Here is a 19,676-nt window from a genome sequence, read left to right as displayed (position 1 = left end):
GCTCACATCCGGAAGACGCCGAACCCGCCAGGCGCGGGTTCGGCGGCGTTGTTGATCGCGGACAGGCAGAGCCCGACCACGGTACGGGTGTCCCGGGGATCGATCACCCCGTCGTCGTAGAGCCGCCCCGACAGGAAGAACGCCAGCGACTCCGCCTCAACCTGGGACTCCACCATGGCGCGCATGGCCGCGTCCCCTTCCTCGTCGTAGACCTGCCCGCGCGACTCGGCGGCGGCCCGGCCGACGATGGACAGCACCCCCGCCAGCTGGGCCGGGCCCATCACCGCCGACTTGGCGCTCGGCCAGGCGAACAGGAAGCGCGGATCGAAGGCCCGCCCGCACATGCCGTAGTTTCCCGCGCCGTAGGAGGCGCCCAGGACGATCGTGATGTGCGGCACCGTGGAGTTGGCCACCGCGTTGATCATCATCGAGCCGTGCTTGACGATGCCGGAGCGCTCGTACTCCCGGCCCACCATGTAGCCGGTGGTGTTCTGCAGGAACAGCAGCGGCGTCCTGGTCTGGTCGGCCAGCTGGATGAACTGGGCGGCCTTCTGCGACTCGGCGCCGAACAGCACGCCGCGGGCGTTGGCCAGGATGCCGATCGGGTAGCCGTGCAGGGCCGCCCAGCCGGTGACCAGGCTGTCGCCGTACAGCGGCTTGAACTCGTCGAAGTCGCTGCCGTCCACGATGCGGGCGATCACCTCACGCGGGTCGAACGGCACCCGCAGGTCCTCCGGCACCACGCCGAGCAGTTCGTCCTCGTCGTAGACCGGGGCGGTGACCGGGCCGGGGGCGCGGCCGAGCTTGCGCCAGTTGAGGCGGCGCACGATGCGGCGGCCCAGCCGGAGCGCGTCCCGCTCGTCGGCGGCCAGGTGGTCGGCCAGGCCGGAGTCGCGGGCGTGCAGCAGCGCCCCGCCCAGCGACTCGTCGTCGGACTCCTCCCCGGTGGCCACCTTCACCAGCGGCGGGCCGCCCAGGAAGACCTTGGCCCGGTCCCGGACCATGACCACGTGGTCGCTCATGCCGGGCACGTACGCGCCGCCGGCGGTGGAGGTGCCGAAGACCAGCGCGATGGTGGGGACGCCCGCCGCCGACAGCCGGGTGAGGTCGCGGAAGACCTGGCCGCCCGGGATGAAGATCTCCTTCTGGGTGGGCAGGTCTGCGCCGCCGGACTCGACCAGGTTGATCAGCGGCAGCCGGTTCTTCAGCGCGATGTCGGCCGCCCGCAGCGTCTTGCGGAGCGTCCACGGGTTGGACGCGCCGCCCCGCACGGTCGGGTCGTTGGCGACGACCACGCACTCCACGCCCTCGACCACCCCGATGCCGGTCACCACGCTGGCCCCGACCGGGAAGTCGCTGCCCCAGGCGGCCAGCGGCGACAGCTCCAGGAAGGGGGAGTCGGGGTCCAGCAGTAGTTCCACCCGCTCCCTGGCCAGGAGCTTGCCCCGCTCCCGGTGCCGGTCGGCGTACTTGGGGCCGCCGCCGGCCACCGCCTTGGCGTGCTCGGCCGCCAGGTCGTCCAGTTTGGCGAGCATGGCGGCACGACGGGCGCCGTACTCGGGGGCTGCCGTGTCCAGCCCGCTGGCGATCAGACTCATGGGCACATTGTGCTCGGGGTCAGGTTCCGCAGTGCGTCCAGGTGCTCTTCCAGGAGGTCTGGGCGTAGCCGCCGCCCCAGATCACGCACTTGCCGGGGGCGGCCAGTTTGATCGGCCCGGCGTAGGCGGTGTACCGGCCCCAGTCGCGGCCGGTGGGGCCGTCCTTCACCAGCAGCACCGCGCCCATCCTGACCTTGCCCTCCAGTTCGTTCTTGGACAGCGTCACCACGCAGTAGCGGTTGTTGGCCGGGTTCTTCAGCAGGTAGGTGGTCGCCTTGCCGGACCAGCCGTGGGTGCCGATCACCCGGAACTGCCCGCCGCAGAGCCCGCGCGGCGTGTACGGGTTGGGCTTGGGCGCCGGCTTCGGCGTCGGCGACGGGCTGGGGGAAGGACTGGGCGAGGGGCTGGGGGAGGGAGTGGGGGAAGGGCTCGGCGTGGGACTGGGCGTGGGCTTCGGCGTCTGGGACGGTTTCACCGGCTGCTTGACCGGGACCACCGCCGCGCTCTTCACGGGCGCGGGCGACCTCCGGGGCGGCCGGGACGGCGAGCTCTCCGGGGTGGTGGCCGCCGGGGCGGGTAACGTCGGCGGCGCCGCCACCGGGACCGGGTCGGGCTGCTGGTTGGAGAGCACGGCGGCGGCGGTGACCGCCAGCGCCGAGACGGCCGCGGCGGCGGCCACGATCACCGGACGCCGCCGGTCGGGACGGCGTGCCGGGAGGGGAGCCGTGACCTTGGCGCCGCCCGTCAGATGCGCCACCACCGCCTCGGCGGTCGGCCGCCGCGCCGGGTCCTTCGCCAGGCAGGCGGTGACCAGCTCGCGCAGCTCGCCCGTCAGTTCGCCGAGGTCCGGCGGCTGGTGCAGGATGCGGTTCATCACCTTCGGGATCGAGTCCGCCCCGAACGCGGGGCGGCCGGTCGCCGCGAAGACGATGGTGACCCCCCAGGCGAACACGTCGGAGGCGGCCGTGGCCTGGCCGTCGGACATCACCTCGGGGGCCAGGTAGGCCGGGGTGCCCATGGTGGCGCCGGTGCCGGTGGTCTGCGGCGAGTCCAGCGCCTTGGCGACGCCGAAGTCGATCACCACCGGGCCCTCCGGGCCCATCAGCACGTTGGCCGGTTTGAAGTCGCGGTGGGTGATGCCCGCCCGGTGGATGGCGGCCAGCGCGGTGGCCGTGCTGATCGCCAGCCGGTCCAGCGCCGCCCCCCGGCGCGGGCCCTCCTGGTCGACCAGGTCGCGCAGGGAACTGCCGGGCACGTACTCGCTGACGATGTACGGCTGGTTGCCGGCCAGGTCGGCGTGGAGCACGGGGGCGGTGCAGAACCTGGCCACCCGCTGGGCCAGCGCCACCTCGTGCAGGAAGCGGGTCCTGGCCTCGGGGTCGGCGGTGAGCCGGGTGTGCAGCAGCTTGACGGCCACCTGTTCCCCGGATGGCCCGGTGCCCAGGAACACCACGCCCTGCCCGCCCTCGCCCAGGCGGCGCACGATCGTGAACGGCCCCAGCCGTACCGGATCCCCTTCCACCACTTCTCCCCGAAATATCGGTGCTCAAGTGGCTGAACGGTACCAGTGTCAGATGGCTTTGCCGGGATTGAGAATGTTCAGCGGATCGAAGACAGCCTTGATGCCCTGGTGCAGATCGGCCACCACCGGCCCGGCCTCAAGCGCCAGCCAGCGCCGCTTCAGCATCCCCACCCCGTGCTCCCCGGTGAGGGTGCCGCCGAGCGCCAGCGCGGCGCGGAACACCTCATCGGCCGCCGCCCACACGTGCTCGGGCGGCTCGGCCAGCCCGTGCTCGAAGATGAAGACCGGGTGCACGTTGCCGTCACCGGCGTGCGCGACCGTGCAGATCAGCACCCCGTGCCGGTCCCCGGCCGCCTCCACGGCCGAGATCATGTCGGGCAGCGCGGAACGCGGCACGCAGACGTCCTCCACCAGGCAGGCGCCGAGCCGCTCCTTGGCGTCGTAGGCCAGCCGCCGGATGCCGACCAACTCGGCGGACTCCTGCGGGGTGCTGGAGACGGCCGTGAACGACGCGCCGTTCTCGTCGCAGAGCTTGGCCATGCGCGCGGTGGCGGTGGCCGAGTCGGCGGCGTCGGACTGGGCGATCAGCATGGCCCGGGTCCCCGGCTCCAGGCCGATGTGCTTCCAGTCGTCGATGGCCTGGAGGGTGTTGCGGTCGATCAGCTCCAACATGGCCGGCTGGCAGCCGGCGGCAATGATCGCCGCCACCGCCGCCGCGGCGTCCCGGAGCGAGCCGAACTCGGCGGCCACCGTGGCCGGGGGCTCCGCGGGGGCGCGGCGCAGCCGTACGGTGGCCTCGGTGATCACGCCCAGGGTGCCTTCCGAGCCGACGAACAGGCTGGTCAGGTCGTAGCCGGTGACGCCCTTCATGGTGCGGCGGCCGGTGTTCAGCACCCGCCCGTCGGCCAGCACCACCTCGAGGCCGAGCGTGGAGTCCCGGGTCACGCCGTACTTCACGCAGCGCAGACCGCCCGCGTTGGTGGCCAGGTTGCCGCCGATGGTGGAGATCTCGTACGAGGACGGGTCGGGCGCGTACATGAGGCCGTGCACCCGGGCGGCGCGGTCCAGGTCGGCGGTGATCACGCCCGGCTGCACCACCGCGATCTCGTCGTCGGGGGAGAGTTCGGTGATGGCCGTCATCCGGTGCAGGGCGAGGACCAGGCACCCGTCGGTGGCGGTGGCCGCCCCGGCCAGGCCGGTGCCCGCGCCGCGCGGCACCACCGGCACCCGGTGCTCGGTGGCCCAGCGCAGGGTGGTCACCACGTCCTCGCGGGACTCGGCCAGCACGGCCCCGACCGCCTGCCCTGGCTGAAGATAGGTCCGGTCCCGGGTATAGGTGCCGACCACGTCGGGGTCCACGATCACCCGTCCCGGCGGCAGCGCCGCGATCAGATCTTTCACGCTTCGAACATAATCGCCAGCCGGAATGCTCAGGCCGTCGCATCGCCGTCCGTCGCATGAAAAATCCGAATCGATCACGGTTTCGCAACATCCACTGTTGACTTTACCGTTCCTTGACCTGTTGATCTAACGTCCGGCTTGCGACGTGTGTCATCCCCTGTGATTTCCGGGGTTTCGCACGTCGCAGGCGCGCGTCAACCCCTTGCGCGCTTGAAGGATGTCGCCCGGTAACCCCGGGCAGGGAGGGTCATACCTTGTCAAGCAGATCATCCTTAGGACGGACCCGGCGACTGGCCGCCGTGGCTTCCGTTCTCGGCCTCGCGGCTGCGGGGCTGGCGGCCATCCCCGGCGCGGCGGTCAACGCGGCGGCGGCCGACACGACGGTGGCCGACTGGGTGCCGTCAGCGAGCGACCACTACATCAACTACGCCTCGCCCATGGTCCAGGACGACGTCGGGGACGCCGGCGCGGAACGGGTGCCCACCGGGGCCAACAACCGGTCCGGCACGCCGGGGCAGATCGCCGCCGAGCGCTTCGACCGCAAGTTCGCCAGCGGCAACCCCGCCGCGGCGCGCGTGCTGGCCGGTCGGGAGCACCGGGCCATCAGGACCGGCCAGAACCCCTTCGAGTTCATCTACAAGAAGGCCAAGACCAAGCAGACGGCGAAGTTGCTGACGCTGCTGGTGGAGTTCAACGAGAACGCCAACGACGACTTCTCCGGCTTCAGCCGCCAGAAGTCCACCGCGGAACCGAACACCTGCGTGGTCGAGCCGCCCGGCACCAAGCAGAACGGCCCGCTGCACAACAAGATCCCGAACCCGGCCACCCTGCCGGGACCGGGCAAGGACAACAACTCCATGTGGGTGGCGGACTTCAGCACCGACCACTACAACAAGATGCTCTACTCCGACAAGGGCATCACCACCCGCGTCCGCCCCGACCTGAAGGACCCGCGGGACGGCAGGAACGGCATCGACATCTCCGGCTTCACCATGAAGAAGATGTACGAGGAGATGTCCAAGGGCGCCTACACGGTCACCGGCCAGGCGGTCGGCTGGATCAAGGTCCCGCACTCGGAGGCCTGGTACGGCGCCGCCCGCTGCAACCCCGGCGGCGGGAACGCCCCCCAGAACATGTCCGGCCACCCCGACAACCCGGCCGGCGCGTCCCGCCTGGCCATCGACGCGATCAACGCGCTGGCCGCGCAGCAGCCGAACTTCCCGTGGGCCGACTACGACCTGGAGGACACCTCCGACGCGGACGGCGACGGCAACGTGCTGGAGCCGGACGGTGTGGTCGACCACCTGGTGCTGGTGCACGCCGGTGAGGACAAGTCGGGCGGCGGTGGCGCCGAGGGCACCTACGCCATCTGGGCGCACTCCTCCTCCATCCCCGGCGGCTACACCATCCCGGGCAGCAACAAGAAGATCGCCAACTACATCGTGCAGCCCGAGGACTCCGGCGTCGGCGTCTTCGCCCACGAGTACGGCCACGACCTGGGCCTGCCCGACCTGTACGACGCCAGCGGCGCCGGCGACTCCGCCGTGGACTTCTGGGACCTGATGTCCACCGGCTCGCACTCCGGCCCGATCTTCCAGTCCATGCCGACCCACATGGGCCTGTGGGACAAGTGGGTGCTCGGCTGGGCCAACCCGAAGGTGATCAACCCCGGTGACGGCACCAAGCTGGTCACCGTCGGCCAGACCTCCAACACGCCCAAGCTCACCGAGGACGGCGTGCGGATCAACCTGCCGGACAAGCACGTGGTCATGACCACGCCGCACAGCGGGGCCAATGCCTGGTGGTCCGGCAACGACCAGAACTGGGCCGACTCGAAGATCACCCGCACCGTGCAGGTCCCGGCCGGGTCCGACGCCAGGTTCTGGATGTGGAACGACTACGTCATCGAGTCCGACTGGGACTTCGGCTTCATCGAGGTGTCCACCGACGGCGGAACCACCTGGGCCGAGCAGAAGGTCTACGCCGAGGACGGCACGCTGGTCACCACCGACGACAGCTACTCCGACCCCAACGGCCGCCTGCACGACTACGGCAACAAGAAGTACGGCCTGACCGGTGACACCCACGGCTGGCGCCACGACTACGTGGATCTGGCCCCGTTCGCCGGGACCACCGTCCAGCTTCGCCTGCGGTACAACACCGACGCGGCGGCCCTGGAGCGCGGCTGGTTCGCCGACGACTTCGCGGTGACCGTCGGCGGCGCCACCGTGTGGAGTGACGACGTGGAGTCCGGCGCCAACGGCTGGACCGCCACCACCGGCACCTTCACCGACAGCACCGGCGCCGGGTGGACCAGGCACAGCGGCGACGTCCAGGCGGCCCAGTACTACCTGGCCGAGTGGCGGAACCTGGACGGCTTCGACAACGGCCTGGCCTACACCTACGACACCAACTACCAGCGCGACGACAAATGGAGCGTGGAGAAGATCAAGTACAACGCCCCCGGCCTGCTGGTCTGGCTGCGGGACGCCTCGTACAGCCTGAACAACCCGGCGGCCAACACCTTCACCCTTCCGTCGGTGGGGTCGAAGGGCCAGTTGCTCCTGGTGGACTCCCACTTCGACCCGCTCCGCAGGTCCGGCGTCGCGGCCACCAAGGACACGAGCACGCTGAAGAACCTTCCGTCCCGTCCGCAGTCCTCCGACGTGGCGTTCGGCTTCAACAAGACCTACCCGTTCCGGGAGTGCCTGGAAGGGGCGGGCGAGCCGTTCAGCATGTACTGCACGGACTTCCCGGCGCAGAACCCGGTCAAGGAGTTCACCGACGCCAAGACCTGGTACCCGGGTCTGGAGTTCCGCAACGGCGGCCTGTTCTACCGCTACAGGGACGGCTCCGTGGTGGTCCCGTCGCGGGGCAACCAGCCGTACTCGACCAGGATCGTCAACCCCGACGGTTCCCCGGCGACCGAACTCTACGGAGAGGACGTCAACGGGTTCCTGCTCGGCAGCGGCAACCCCGGTGACGAGGGCAAGGCGGCGGGCGTGCAGATCAAGCTGCTCAGCCCGCTCCCGCTGAACCTGGGTGTCATCCTCCAGGTGACCGCGGCCAAGAAGTAACCGCGTTTCGCGGAAAGCGGCGGGCGTCCGGGACCTCCCGGGCGGCCGCCGTCGTTTGACCGGCCGTGTGAAATTTCCGGTCTCATTACGGTTTCGCAACATCCATAGTTGACTTTCCCTTTCTCCAGCGGGTTGATCTAACGTCCCGCATGCGGCGCACGTGCTGTGCCGTCACAGGCAGGGAGGGACAGACTTGTTTCCGAGAGCATCCTCAAGAGCCCGCCGATTAACCGCCATCGTGCCCGCCCTCGGCCTCGCGGCGGCCGGGCTGGCGGCCATCCCGGCCGGCGCGGCTGACGCGACGGCGGCCAACTGGGTCCCGTCGGCGAGCGACCACTACATCAACTACGCCCCGCCGATGATCCAGGACGATGTCGCGGCGGCCGACACCGAGCGGCTCGGCCGGGAGGCCAAGGACGCCACCGCGCTCACCGGCCAGGACATCGCCAAGGAGGTCGACCGCAAGTACGCGAGCGGAAACCCCGGCGCCGCCAGGATCCTGGCGCGCAACGAGCGGGAGGCGCTGCGCACCGGCAAGAACCCCTTCGAGTTCATCTACAAGAAGGCCAAGACCAAGCAGACGGCGAAGCTGCTGACACTGCTGGTGGAGTTCAACGAGAACGCCAACGACGACTTCTCCGGCTTCAGCCGCCAGAAGTCCACCGCCGAGCCGAACACCTGCGTGGTCGAGCCGCCCGGCACCAAGCTGAACGGCCCGCTGCACAACAAGATCCCGAATCCGGCCACCTTGCCCGGGCCGGGCAAGGACAACAACTCGATGTGGGTCGACGACTTCTCCGCCGACCACTTCAACAAGATGCTCTACAGCACCACCGGGATCACCAAGCGGGTCCGCCCCGACCTGACCGACCCCCGGGACGGGAAGAAGGGCATCGACATCTCCGGCTCCACCATGAAGAACATGTACGAGGAGATGTCCAAGGGCGCCTACTCGGTCAGCGGCCAGGCGGTCGGCTGGATCAAGGCCCCGCACTCCGAGGCCTGGTACGGCGCCGCGGCCTGCGTGGCGGGCGAGGACAACGCCCCGCAGAACACCAACGGCCACCCCGACAACCCGCTCGGCGCGGCGGCGCTCGCCGTCGACGCGATCAACGCGCTGGCCGCCCAGCAGCCGAACTTCCCGTGGGCCGACTACGACCTGGAGGACATCTCCGACGCCGACGGCGACGGCAACCTGCTGGAGCCGGACGGGGTCATCGACCACCTGGTGCTGGTGCACGCGGGTAAGGACAAGTCGGGCGGCGGTGGCGCCGAGGGCACCTACGCCATCTGGGCCCACGCCTCGACGATCACCGGGGGTTACACCATCCCCGGCACCAACAAGAAGATCGCCAACTACATCGTGCAGCCCGAGGACTCCGGCGTCGGCGTCTTCGCCCACGAGTACGGCCACGACCTGGGCCTGCCCGACCTCTACGACGTGACCGGCGCCGGCGACACCAGCGTTGAGTTCTGGTCGCTGATGTCCACCGGCTCGCACTCCGGCCCGATCTTCCAGTCACTCCCCGCGCACATCGACCTCTGGGGCAAGTGGGTGCTCGGCTGGGCCAACCCCAAGACGCTCAACATGGGCGACGGCACCAAGACGATCACCGTCGGCCAGTCCTCCAACACGCCCAAGTTCACCGAGGACGGCGTCCGCATCAACCTGCCGGACAAGTCCACCGAGCTGACCGTGCCGCACAGCGGCGGCAACGCCTGGTGGACCGGCTCCGACCAGAACTGGGCCGACTCGAAGATCACCCGCACCGTGCCGGTCCCGGCCGGGTCCGACGTGAAGTTCTGGATGTGGAACGACTACGTCATCGAGGACGAGTGGGACTACGGCTTCGTCGAGGTGTCCACCGACGGCGGCGCCACCTGGCACGAGCAGAAGGTCTACGACGAGAGCGGCACGCTGGTCTCCACCGACGACGGCTACGGCGACCCCAACAAGCGCCTGAAGGACTACGGCGACAAGAAGTACGGCCTGACCGGCACCACCGAGGGCTGGCGGCACGACTACGTGGACCTCACCCCGTTCGCCGGCCAGACCGTGCAGCTGCGCCTGCGGTACGCCACCGACGCCGCGTTCATGGAGCGCGGCTGGTTCGCCGACGACTTCGCGGTGACCGCCGCCGGCGCCACCGTGTGGAGCGACGACGTGGAGTCCGGCGCCAACGGCTGGACCGCCACCACCGGCACCTTCACCGACAGCAAGGGCCAGGGCTGGAAGATCCACAGCGGCACCGAGATCACCGACCAGTTCTACCTGGCCGAGTGGCGGAACCTGGACGGCTTCGACAAGGGCCTGGCCTACACCTACGATACCAACTACCAGCGCGACGGCGTCTGGAACGTGGAGAAGATCAAGTACAACGCGCCCGGCCTGCTGGTCTGGCTGCGGGACGCCTCCTACTACGAGCAGAACAACCCGGCGCTGCACACGGCCGAGCTGCCGTCCTACGGCTCCAAGGGCGGGCTGCTGCTGGTCGACTCGCACTTCGACCCGCTGCGCAGGACCGGCGTGGCCGCCACCAAGGATCCCAGCACGAGTAAGAACATCCCGATGCGTCCGCAGGCGTCCAACGGGGCATTCGGCTTCAACAAGACCTACCCGTTCAAGGAGTGCCTGGAGGCGGCGGGCGAGCCGTACAGCATGTACTGCACGAACTTCCCGGCGCAGGATCCGGTCAAGGAGTTCACCGACGCCAAGACCTGGTACCCGGGCTTCGAGTGGCGGGGCGGCACCTCGTTCATCAACCGGAGCCGGGACGCCTCCGCAGTGGTCCCCGCCAAGGACAACCAGCCGTACGGCGTACGGGTCGTTAAGCCCGACGGCACCCCGGCGACGGAGGTCTACGGCAGCCAGCTCCTGGGCTTCACCCTGGGCACCGGCAACCCCGGCGACGAGGGCAAGGCACTCGGCGCGAAGATCAAGCTGATCACCCCACTCCCGCTCAACCTGGGCGTGATTCTTCAGGTGACAGCACCAAAGAAGTGAGCCAAGCCCTGTATTTCGTGGTTCCCTTCGAACGGGATATCGGTAGGGATTGATGCGCGAAATACAGGGCTAGCATGTGATCATGCGCAGCAAGGCTGAGCACACGGCGGCCGTCCGGGAGAACCGGAGGGCCGCCGTCGTGGTCAACACCAAGTCCCGGCGCGGTCGCAAGCACTACGACGAGGTGCTGCGGCTGATCAGGGCCGCCGGGTTCGCCCCGCTCGGAGTCTTCCCGGTGGAGGACCCCCGGCGGCTCCGCGCGCTGCTGGACGAGGCGCTCGGGCTGGAGCCCGACCTGCTCGTCGTGGGCGGCGGCGACGGCACGCTGAGCAGCGCCGTCAAGCACCTCACCCACCGCGACGTGGCCCTCGGCGCGCTCCCGCTGGGCACCACCAACAACTTCGCCCGCAGCCTCGGGCTGCCGCTCACCCTGGCCGGGGCGGTGCGGATCTTCACCGAGGGCAAGGTGGCCGACATCGACGTGGGCCTGTGCGGCGACCGCCCGTTCGCCAACCTGGCCAGCTTCGGCGTCTCCGTGGAGGTGGCCGGCACCGTGAAACCCTGGCTGAAGCGGGCGCTCGGCCGGCCCGCCTACCCGCTGACCGCCCTCACCGTGCTGCCCGGCCACAGCCCCTTCCGCGCGTACGTGACCGTGGACGGCGTCCGCCACGAACTCCTCACCCACCAGCTCAACATCGCCAACGGCCGCTTCCACGGCGGCTGGCAGATCGCTCGCGACATCAGCATCGACAACCGGCAGCTGGTCGCCTACCAGCTGGGGTCGGGCAAGCGGTTAAGGCTGCTGGTGGAGACCCTCGTCCGGGCCACCACCGGCAAGTGGCGGAGCCTGGCCGGCGGCCCGTTCGTGGTCGGCCGGGAGATGCTCATCGAAACCGACCCCCCGATGGCCGCCGACATCGACGGCGAGGTACGGCTACGCACCCCCCTGACCCTCACCACCATCCCCAACGGCGTCCGTGTCATGGTCGGGCAGGATTTCGTCGACACGTGAGGCCAGACCCCGGTAGGCGGGGCGGAGCAGGTCGAGCAGCGGAATGTGCCGGATCTTGATGGGCGGCGGCTCCAGTGCCCGCAGCAGCAGGTCGGCCGGGGCGGCGGCCTCCCGATGGGCCCTCAGCCGGGCCACCGAGACCCCGGTCCCGTAGAAGTCGTCCATCCGCTCCGCGAACGGAACATCCTCGATCTCCCTGTCCTGGAAGTCGTTCATCGCACCGCCTCCGGGTCCAGCCGGAACAGCTCGCGCAGCTGCTCGGCGGAGAGCTCGGCGATCCACTCCTCGCCGGCGCCCACCACCCGCTCGGCCAGCGCCTGCTTCCGCTCGATCAGCTCGTCCACCCGCTCCTCCAGCGTCCCCGCGCAGATGAACTTCCGCACCTGCACGTTCCGGGTCTGCCCGATGCGGAAGGCCCGGTCGGTGGCCTGGTTCTCCACCGCCGGGTTCCACCACCGGTCCACATGGATCACCTGGGTGGCGGCGGTCAGGTTCAGCCCGGTCCCGCCCGCCTTCAGCGAGAGCAGGAAGATCATGGGTTCGTCGTCCTCCTGGAACCGGGTCACCAGCTCGTCCCGCCGTCGCTTGCTCAGACCCCCGTGCAGCCAGAGCACCGGCCGCTCCAGCCGGGCCTCCAGGTACGGCTGGAGCAGGGTGCCGAACTCGGCGTACTGGGTGAACACCAGCGCCTTGTCGCCCTCCGCCAGGATCTCCTCGGCGATCTCCTCCAGCCGCGCCAGCTTGCCGGACCGCCCGTCCAGCCGGGAGCCGTCCTTGAGCAGGTGGGCCGGATGGTTGCAGACCTGCTTGAGCCGGGTCATGGTGGCCAGCACGTTGCCGCGCCGCTCGATGCCGTCGCTGTCCTCGATCCGGCCCATGCCCTCGATCAGCACCCGCTGGTAGAGGGCGGCCTGCTCGGGGGTGAGCGTGCACCAGACCTTCATCTCCAGCTTCTCCGGCAGGTCGGAGATGATGCTCTTGTCGGTCTTCAGGCGGCGGAGCACGAACGGGCCGGTGGCGCGGCGCAGGGCCGCCATCGCGGTCTCAGACCGGCGCGTCTCGATCGGCTCCTGGTAGCGCTCCCGGAAGAGCCGGGCCGGGCCGAGCAGGCCGGGGTTGCAGAACTCCATGATCGACCACAGCTCGGCCAGGTGGTTCTCCACCGGGGTGCCGGTCAGCGCGACCCGGTTCCGCGCCCGGATGCCGCGCACCGCCTGGGCCTGCCTGGCCGCGCTGTTCTTGATCGCCTGGGCCTCGTCGCAGACCACCCGCTCCCAGGCCCGCCCGGCCAGCGCGGGCAGGTCGCGCAGGGCCGTGCCGTACGTGGTGATGACCAGGTCGGCGGCGCGCACCGCCTCGTCGAGCTCCTCGTCGCGGCGGCGGGCGCCCCCGTGGTGGATGTAGAGGCGCAGGCTCGGCGCGAACCTGGCCGCCTCCTTCTGCCAGTTGCCGACCAGCGACATCGGGCAGACCAGCAGGGTGGGCTCCGGCTTTCCGGCCTCCCGTTCGGCCAGCAGCAGCGCCAGCGTGGTGACCGTCTTGCCCAGCCCCATGTCGTCGGCGAGGATGCCGCCGAGCCCGAGCCCGTTCAGGAACCCCAGCCAGGCCAGCCCCCGCTCCTGGTACGGCCGGAGCGTCCCGTGCAGCGTCACCGGCGTGGGCACCGGCCGCAGCCGCCGTTCGGTCTCACCGGAGAGCAGGTCGCCGAGCAGCCCGTCGGCGTCCACCGCCACCAGCGGCAGCTCCTCCACGCCGCCGACCACGACCTCGCGGATCACCTCGCCCACGGTCAGCTCCCCGGCCCTGCGCTGCTCCATGGCCCGCAGCGCGGCCTTCAGCTGCCCGTCCGCCAGCTCCACCCAGCCGCCGTCCACCCGCACCAGCGGCACCCGCCGCCGCGCCAGCTCGGCCAGCTCGGCCTCACCGATCACCTGGTCGCCCACCATGAGATCGACGCGGAAGTCCACCCGCTCGCCCAGCCCCTGCCCGCCGGGGTCGCGCCGGGCCCGGGTGGTCATCTTCACCCCCAGCCGGGTACTGCCCACCCAGGGCGGCAGCGTGACCTCGAAGCCGGCCGCCCCGAGCAGCGGCGCGTTGTGCCGGAGGAACCCGAACGCGCCCCGGGTGTCCACGGTCACCTCCGTCGGGTACGGCACCCGAAGCGCCCGGTCGAGGTCCGGGTAGAGCCGAACCGCCCTGGTCAGCCCGCCGCGCAACGCCTCCACCGGGTCGGCCTCGATGCCGGGCAACCCTTCTCCGGCCCACACCCGTGCCGCGCTGATCCGCACCTTCGGATCCTCCGTGGACACCAGGTCGAACGCCACCCGCCAGTCGTCGCCCTCCAGAGCGGGCTCCACCAGCCGGAACCCCAGCCGGATCGGGCCGTCGAAGCGGTGCGCCGCGTCGAACCAGGCGGTCAGCGCACGGGTCAGCTCAACCGCCTCGTCCTGTTCCACCTCGGTGAGCCGGGGGTCGGGGTCGGTCAGCGCCAGCAGCCACCTGTCGGCGAGCGCGGCCTTGCGGCCGGGCCGGTAGGCGCCGATCAGCCGTTCCGGGAAGGCCTTGCGCGCCGTGCGGTCCACCAGCGCGTCCAGCGTCTCGCGGAGCACCCCGGCCGACGGCCGCTCCCGCTCCACCGCCCGGCACACCGGCGGCATGGCCAGCGCCAGCTCCCGGAACCGGGCCGCGTCCTGGCCGGTCAGCACCGGCCGCCAGCGGGCCTCCTCAGCGAGCAGTTGCGGCAGAATGCGGCCCCGGCGGACGAGGTCGCGGGCGAACTCCTCCACCACGCCGAAGTACCGCACCGAAGGGCCGGGCAGGGCGTCGTCGGCGGCGCCGTACCGGACCGGGACCCGCCAGCGGCCCGGCCGGGGCGCGCGGGCCTGGACCGGCAGGCCCGATTCCGGTGACGGCAGCGGTCCACGCGCCGTGCTCGGCAGCAGCAGGACGACGGAGCCCTCGGCCCGCTCAGAGCTGGCGAAAGGGTGGTCGCGGACCTCCGCGCGGGAAGTGGCGGTCCGGGGCAGCGCGGCGTCCTCCACCCACCACGCGATCCGGTCTCCCGTCCACACCGCGTGCGCCACCCTCGTCCCCACGCCGTTCAAGCTAGCAGCGCCGCCGGACCGCTCCGGCCCTACAGCACCGCATAATCCGCATCCCGGGCGTCGGTGATCGCCATGTGGCCGGGCGCGTGCCCGATCGCGAACGGCAGCGCGGCGGCCATCACCGCGGCCTGCGTGGTCACGCCGCAGGCCCAGAAGACCGGGAGCTCGCCGGGGCGGATCTCGACCGGGTCGCCGAAGTCGGGCCGGTCCAGGTCGGTCACCCCGATCTCCTCGGGCGCCCCCACATGCAGGGGGGCGCCGTGCACCGCCGGGTAACGAGCGGTCACCCGTACGGCGGTGGGCACCAGACCGGCCGGGACCGGCCGCATCGACACCACCAGCGGCCCGGTGAACACGCCCGCCGGGACGCAGGGCAGCGAGGTGCGGTACATCGGCACGTTCACCCCCGCCTCGATGTGCCGCACCGGCACCCCGGCCCGCAGCAGCGCCTCCTCGAAGGTGAAACTGCACCCGAACAGGAACGGAACCAGATCCTCCCGCCAGTGCGCGGTCACCTCGGGCAGCTCCGCCACCGGCGCGCCGTCCCGGTAGACCACGTAGGCGGGCAGGTCGGTACGGAGATCCCCCGCGAACAGCGCGGTCCGGGTCGCGCCGGGATCGCCCACGTCCAGCACCGGGCAGGGCCGCGGATTGCGCTGCGCGAACAGCAGCAGGTCGAAGGCGTGCTCCCTGGGGACCGCGAGCAGGTTCGCCTGCGTCCAGCCGGGGCACCACCCCGCTGTGGGAACCCGTTCCCCGCGCCGGAACCGCAGCCGCGCCTGCGCCGGAGTCAGCTCCATGTCCTCCAGCATGGCCGACCGAGGAACCGGGTGGGCGGCCAGGCCCGTTAGCAGTTCGTAGTCAGATCGTCTGGCTCCCTTTAGTTGGTGATTGAGAGGATCCGTCCCTGTGACCCGGTTCTCCCTGGTGCCCCTCTCCCTGCGGCGGCGATTCGTGATCGAATCCCTGCTCGCCCAGGACGACGAGAGCGACCTCTACCTCGCGCGGCCCAGGAACAACGGCACGGGACCGCTCACCCTCCGCGTCTACCAGCCGGGCCGCTGGCTGGACGAACCCCTGCTGGACCGCCTCACCGGCCAGCCCGTGGCCGGACTGCTCGGGTACGGCAGGGCCGGGTCCGGCGCCGGCGACCTGCCCTGGCTCACCCAGGTCCACCAGCCCGCCGGCTCCCTGCGCGGCCTGATGACCGGTGAACCCTGGACGGAGGAGCGGGCCAAGGAGGTGGTCGCCGCGGTCGCCGACCTGGCCGCCGCCTGGCGCGCGGCCACCGACCGGGACCTCGGCGACTTCCGCCCCGAGGACCTCACCGTGAGCGGCTTCGAACCGCTCACCCTGAGCGTGGGCCTGATCCCGCGCCCCGCCAGGTACGGCTGGAGCCGCCCACCCGCGCCGGAGAGCCAGGCAGGGGAGAACGGCGACCCCGCCACCTGGTGGGCGCTGGGCGTGGTCGTGCACGAGCTGCTCACCGGCCGGCCGCCCGAGTTCACCCCGGGCGAGCCCGCCGTCGAGCTGGGCGAGGCCGGTCCCGGCCGGTGGCGCCCGCTGCTGGCGGGCCTGCTCACCGTGGACCCGCAGGCCCGCTGGACCGGCCGCGAGGTGGCCGCCTGGCTGGCCGGGGGCACGCCCGCCGTCACGCCCGACCGGGTCCCCGAGCCGATCCGCTTCGAGGGCCGCGAGCACCGCACTCCCGCCGCGCTGGTCGCCCACATGACCGCGCACCCCGCCGACACCGAACGGTGGCTCCTCGAGGGCGGCGACGTGCTCCTGGCCAACTGGCTGGATCTGGACGTCGGCGACCGGAAACTGGACCGGGCCCTGCTGGAGGAACCGCCCCCGCTGGTGCTCACCGGGCTGGCCGCCACCTTCACCCCCGGCCTGCGCCCCCGCTACCGAGGCTTCGCCGTGGACGCGGACGGGCTCAGGGAACTGGCCTCCGGGGACACCACCGGCCACCTCGTACTGGCCGAGGTGCTCACCTCCGGGGCCCTCGCCCACGTCGCCCGGCACCCGTGCGGGCACCAGGCCTGCGCCGGGGCCGACTGCCGTGAGGTGGCCCGGGTCCGCGACGAGCTGCCCATCATCCTCGCCCAGGCCAGGGACGTGCTGGACCAGATGCGCGAGCGCACCGGCGAGATCGTCGCCCGGGAGTGGAACCGGGGCGTCGCGGTGGCCGTGGAGACCACCCTGGACCCCGGCGCCATCCGGCGGCACCGTCGCCGCCTCCGCCTGGAGGGCCTGTCCTCGCTCGGCAAGGGCGGCCCCGCCTGGGTCGACTGGTGGCGCGAACAACGTCGGTACGCGCTGGACGGCCGCACCGACGAACTGGCCACCCGGGCGGCCCTGATGGTGGTCGTCCTGCTCACCGCCGGGGCCGAGGTGGCGGGCCGCCAACTGGCCGAGGAGAACCGCCGCGAACTGGCCCGCCGCCGCGACGAGGCCGCCGACCAGGGCCGCGCCGCCCTGGCCAGGGCGCAGGAGGGCGCGCTCACGCTTCTCGGCGAGATCCGGCGACGTGGACCGGTGGTCCTCCGGAAGATCGCGATCACCCTGCTGGAACTGGCCGAGAAGGCCGCAGCTCAAATACGGGCCTTCCGCGCACGTAACCGCACCCGCGTCAAGTCCTGACTGTGACATTGGCCGCGCCTCCGGCACGGCGGCCCGGCCGCTTCGCAGCCGGTGTCTTCCCTCTCTCCGGTCGCTGCGCTCCCTCCGTTCAGTCCAGACACCGGCGCGGCCGGGCAAACCCCACATACGACTACCGGAGTCGATTGCCGGGTGGGTTGGTTTCTAAGGGGTGGCCTGGGAATCCTGTTAACAGAATGTGACAGTTGACCGAATTGGATTGCGGGAACGGACATGTGCGGCACTTGGCCCGTACGATCGTATTTGTGGCGATCGGTCCCCTGATCAAAGACCTTCGGGAAGCCGCCGGATTATCTCAAGCAGAGCTCGCCCGCCTTTGCTGCGATATTTCGGGACGCACGACGGTTACTCGGGAGATGGTGTCGCGGTGGGAGAACGGGAAGCGCCAACCCACGTTCTGGCTGCCGCATATCGCGAGAGCCCTGGACGTCGACGTCCGGGTGCTGGAACTCGGGCAGGCACGGCGGCGCGCGTTCGTGCTGCCCGCCCTGTCCGGCTCGTTCGGCGCGCTCAGCCCGCCGAACCTGCGCTTACCCGCCCACTCCCACGACTCGGCGGCCGAGATCGTCTCCGCCATCGCGGCCGGTGACACCGGCCCGCTGGCCACCGTGCAGACCTCGCACGAGACCGACCTGCTGATCTCCCACTTCGCCTCCGGGGACGCGGCCACCTCGCGCCGCCTGGTGCGCTGGCTGGAGGAGGGCCCGGCCGTGCTCCGGGTGAACGCCTGCGGCATCGTGGCCAAGTCGGCCCGTCCGGAACTGGTGGACTCGGCCACCCACGCGCTCCGCCGGGACCACGAGATCCGCGACCTCTACCTGCGCGCGGTCGGCAACCGGGTGGGCACCAGCCCGCAGGCGCTGATCAAGGAGCTGTACAACCCGAGGGACGCGGGCGCCCGCTGGTGCTCGGCGATGCTCCTTCGGGATCATCCGGACGAAAGCACCACTTCCGCCCTGCGCGCCGCATTGCGGTCCGAGCCAATATCCGAAAATATCCGGACTATTGGCATGATCCTTAGTGGAGTGGACCCGTGCATCTGATCGAGATCAAGAACGGCGAGCTGATCGAGACGCTCCAGGCCCGGCTGGCCGAGCTCGACATCGCCAACGGCGCCATCGTCTCGCTGATCGGCGGGGTGGACTCGTTCCGGCTCTCCACCATGCCGGCCGCGGACGCCACCAAGGACATCGTCACCGACTATGACGTCCCGGCTGAGATGACCGGCACCGGGGAGATTGTCAACGGCGCCCCGCACATCCACGTGGTGATGGCGATCGAGGGCGACAAGGGCGTTTCCGGTCATCTGCACGCGGCCACGGTCGGCACGTGGTTCGCCAATGTCTATGTCGTGCCTCTTGATGCCTGATTGTCCTCAGCTGGCCACCCTCGCGGGCTACCCCCAGAAAGGCGGCTTTCCCCTTTCCTAGGGACCGTGAATTCCCCCCCGCCCGAGAAGCCGCCGCTTCCCGTCGTGCCGGAGGGTGTCGACGTCAGCGTCCCCAACGTCGCCCGCATGTACGACTACCTGCTGGGCGGCAAGGACAACACGCTGATCGACCGGGCCTGCGCGGACGAGGTGGTCCGCCAGGTCCCGCCGGTCAGGGAGATCGCCTGGGCCAACCGGCGGTTCCTCGGCCGGGCGGTCCGGTTCCTGGCGGGCGAGCGGCGCATCCGCCAGTTCATCGACATCGGGGCCGGTCTGCCCGGCCAGGAGAACGTGCACGAGATCGCCCAGCGGGCGGACCCGGAGTCCCGGGTCGTCTACGTGGACCACGACCCGATCGTGCTGGCGCACGCGCGGGCGCTGCTGGCCCGCGACAGCCGTACCGTGGCGGTGGAGGGGGACGTGCGCAAACCCGCCGACATCCTCGCCGACGCCGAGGTGCGCGGGCTCATCGACTTCGCCCAGCCGGTGGCGCTGTTGCTGCTGGCGGTGCTGCACTTCGTGACGGACGCCGAGCACCCGCACCAGGTGGTGGCCACGCTGCTCGCCGCCCTGCCCCCCGGCTCCTGCCTGGTCATCTCGCACCTGCACCGGGACCCCGTACTACACCCGCTGGTGGACTGCTACGAGGGTGCCACCTCGCCCGCCGTCCCCCGCACCACGGCTGAGATCGCCGCCTTTTTCGACGGCCTGAAACTGGTCGAACCCGGCTTGGTCGGCCTACGCCGCTGGCGTCCCGACGAATGGATCCTCGCCTCCGACCCAGACGTGCCCATTCTCGGCGGCGTCGCCGTCAAGCTGTGACATAGGCCCGCTGTGACATTGGCCGCGCCTCCGGCGCGGCGGG

13 protein-coding genes are annotated in these 19,676 nt (G+C 70.9%); 7 read left to right on the top strand and 6 right to left on the bottom strand.

What is annotated here, in order from left to right; all coding sequences use genetic code 11:
* Positions 1-2: 2 nt before the first annotated feature.
* Genes KIP79_RS40475 through KIP79_RS40465 form a run of 3 tightly spaced genes read right to left on the bottom strand, consistent with a single transcriptional unit; the run spans position 3 to position 4,521 of the window.
* Entirely contained in the window at positions 3-1,598 is a 1,596-nt protein-coding gene (locus KIP79_RS40475) for an acyl-CoA carboxylase subunit beta (protein WP_214110331.1), read from the bottom strand.
* Between the two features lie 19 nt (positions 1,599-1,617).
* Positions 1,618-3,120, bottom strand: a complete 1,503-nt coding sequence (locus KIP79_RS49065) for a serine/threonine-protein kinase (protein WP_308170152.1) — start codon at positions 3,118-3,120, stop codon at positions 1,618-1,620.
* A 48-nt stretch (positions 3,121-3,168) separates the two neighbouring features.
* A complete protein-coding gene (locus tag KIP79_RS40465) occupies positions 3,169-4,521 on the bottom strand; it encodes an FAD-binding oxidoreductase (protein WP_214110330.1) in 1,353 nt (450 codons plus the stop codon).
* Between the two features lie 299 nt (positions 4,522-4,820).
* On the opposite strand from KIP79_RS40465, the gene KIP79_RS40460 reads away from it, so the two are divergent.
* The 3 genes from KIP79_RS40460 (at position 4,821) to KIP79_RS40450 (ending at position 11,614) form a co-directional block, all read left to right on the top strand.
* Positions 4,821-7,598, top strand: a complete 2,778-nt coding sequence (locus tag KIP79_RS40460) for an immune inhibitor A domain-containing protein (protein ID WP_308170151.1) — start codon at positions 4,821-4,823, stop codon at positions 7,596-7,598.
* A 193-nt stretch (positions 7,599-7,791) separates the two neighbouring features.
* Positions 7,792-10,602 (top strand): immune inhibitor A domain-containing protein, encoded by a 2,811-nt coding sequence (locus KIP79_RS40455; protein WP_214110328.1) that lies wholly within the window; start codon positions 7,792-7,794, stop codon positions 10,600-10,602.
* A gap of 82 nt (positions 10,603-10,684) precedes the next feature.
* Positions 10,685-11,614 carry a diacylglycerol/lipid kinase family protein gene (locus KIP79_RS40450; protein WP_214110327.1) on the top strand — a complete coding sequence of 310 codons (930 nt, stop codon included), beginning with the start codon at positions 10,685-10,687 and terminating at the stop codon, positions 11,612-11,614.
* Here the strand turns inward: KIP79_RS40450 and KIP79_RS40445 are convergent.
* Genes KIP79_RS40445 through KIP79_RS40435 form a run of 3 tightly spaced genes read right to left on the bottom strand, consistent with a single transcriptional unit; the run spans position 11,537 to position 15,518 of the window.
* Positions 11,537-11,830 carry a hypothetical protein gene (locus KIP79_RS40445; protein WP_214110326.1) on the bottom strand — a complete coding sequence of 98 codons (294 nt, stop codon included), beginning with the start codon at positions 11,828-11,830 and terminating at the stop codon, positions 11,537-11,539. The two genes, KIP79_RS40450 and KIP79_RS40445, sit on opposite strands and share 78 nt — an antisense overlap.
* Positions 11,827-14,709 (bottom strand): SNF2-related protein, encoded by a 2,883-nt coding sequence (locus KIP79_RS40440; RefSeq protein ID WP_308170150.1) that lies wholly within the window; start codon positions 14,707-14,709, stop codon positions 11,827-11,829. Before KIP79_RS40440 ends, KIP79_RS40445 begins: the two co-directional genes overlap by 4 nt.
* Positions 14,710-14,747: 38 nt before the next feature.
* A complete protein-coding gene (locus tag KIP79_RS40435) occupies positions 14,748-15,518 on the bottom strand; it encodes a putative hydro-lyase (protein WP_250214651.1) in 771 nt (256 codons plus the stop codon).
* 109 nt (positions 15,519-15,627) lie between these two features.
* Here KIP79_RS40435 and KIP79_RS40430 point away from each other — a divergent pair, with 109 nt between their 5' ends.
* The 4 genes from KIP79_RS40430 to KIP79_RS40415 all read left to right on the top strand — a co-directional run bounded on the left by KIP79_RS40430 (position 15,628) and on the right by KIP79_RS40415 (position 19,633).
* Positions 15,628-17,364 carry a serine/threonine-protein kinase gene (locus KIP79_RS40430; protein ID WP_214110323.1) on the top strand — a complete coding sequence of 579 codons (1,737 nt, stop codon included), beginning with the start codon at positions 15,628-15,630 and terminating at the stop codon, positions 17,362-17,364.
* Between the two features lie 233 nt (positions 17,365-17,597).
* On the top strand, positions 17,598-18,425 hold the full coding sequence (locus KIP79_RS40425; RefSeq protein ID WP_308170155.1) for a helix-turn-helix domain-containing protein: 828 nt from the start codon (positions 17,598-17,600) through the stop codon (positions 18,423-18,425).
* The gene (locus KIP79_RS40420; protein WP_308170149.1) at positions 18,416-18,751 is read left to right on the top strand and encodes a PCC domain-containing protein; all 336 of its coding nucleotides are present in this window, start codon (positions 18,416-18,418) and stop codon (positions 18,749-18,751) included. Before KIP79_RS40425 ends, KIP79_RS40420 begins: the two co-directional genes overlap by 10 nt.
* A 66-nt stretch (positions 18,752-18,817) precedes the next feature.
* A complete protein-coding gene (locus tag KIP79_RS40415; protein ID WP_308170148.1) occupies positions 18,818-19,633 on the top strand; it encodes an SAM-dependent methyltransferase in 816 nt (271 codons plus the stop codon).
* Positions 19,634-19,676: the final 43 nt, after the last annotated feature.

Source organism: Acrocarpospora catenulata, from assembly GCF_018476525.1.
GTDB classification, from domain to species: domain Bacteria; phylum Actinomycetota; class Actinomycetes; order Streptosporangiales; family Streptosporangiaceae; genus Acrocarpospora; species Acrocarpospora catenulata.
This window is presented reverse-complemented; position numbering and strand designations above follow the sequence as displayed.

What these genes read in the sequence shown, in the direction of transcription:
- KIP79_RS40475 (WP_214110331.1), bottom strand. Translation starts at nt 1,598, where the DNA reads ATGAGTCTGATCGCCAGCGGGCTGGACACGGCAGCCCCCGAGTACGGC.
- KIP79_RS40450 (WP_214110327.1), top strand. Translation starts at nt 10,685, where the DNA reads ATGCGCAGCAAGGCTGAGCACACGGCGGCCGTCCGGGAGAACCGGAGG.
- KIP79_RS40445 (WP_214110326.1), bottom strand. Translation starts at nt 11,830, where the DNA reads ATGAACGACTTCCAGGACAGGGAGATCGAGGATGTTCCGTTCGCGGAG.
- KIP79_RS40435 (WP_250214651.1), bottom strand. Translation starts at nt 15,518, where the DNA reads ATGGAGCTGACTCCGGCGCAGGCGCGGCTGCGGTTCCGGCGCGGGGAA.